The sequence below is a fragment of the Mycobacterium sp. 1482292.6 genome (genome assembly GCF_001672995.1).
Lineage (GTDB): Bacteria > Actinomycetota > Actinomycetes > Mycobacteriales > Mycobacteriaceae > Mycobacterium > Mycobacterium europaeum_A.
The window spans coordinates 1-525 of sequence record NZ_LZKV01000003.1 but is presented as its reverse complement, the minus strand read 5'-3'; the positions used below and the strand labels follow the sequence as shown (position 1 = coordinate 525).

Annotated in this window: 1 protein-coding gene; it reads left to right on the top strand. The window is 75.2% G+C overall.

Annotation, left to right across the window (positions count from 1 at the left end; translation table 11 throughout):
• On the top strand, window positions 1–525 hold a 525-nt coding region (locus tag A5624_RS00015), incomplete at both ends, for a YafY family protein (RefSeq protein ID WP_156748683.1).

The window sequence follows — 525 nt, the reverse complement described above, 5'->3', positions numbered from 1 at the left end:
TGGCCGACATTCCCGGCGTCGTCGACCCCGAGGCCGCGCGCAGCGCGATCGCCAAGATCGAGGGCGCCGCCGGGGCCCGGGCGCAGGACGCTTCGGCCGCGGCAACGGCCGTCGACGAGCCCGCGCCGGTGGAGAACCGGGCCGCCGCCGCGGTGCGTGCGGCCGTGCAGTCCAAGCACGCGCTGGCCATCGACTACTACTCCGCCTCCCACGACACCCTGACCAGCCGGGTCGTCGACCCCATCCGGGTGCTGCTGATCGGCGGCCACAGCTACCTGGAGGCCTGGTCGCGCGAGGCCGAGGGCGTTCGGCTGTTCCGCTTCGACCGGATCGTCGACGCCAGCGAGCTCGATGAGCCGGCCGCGCCGCCCGAGCCCGCCCTGCACGCGCCGCCGGACACCTCGCTGTTCGACGGCGACCCGGCGCTGCCGTCGGCCAGCCTGCGCGTGGCCCCGGCGGCGTCCTGGATGTTCGAGTACTACCCGATGCGCGACGTGCGCGAGCTGCCGGACGGATCCTGCGAGG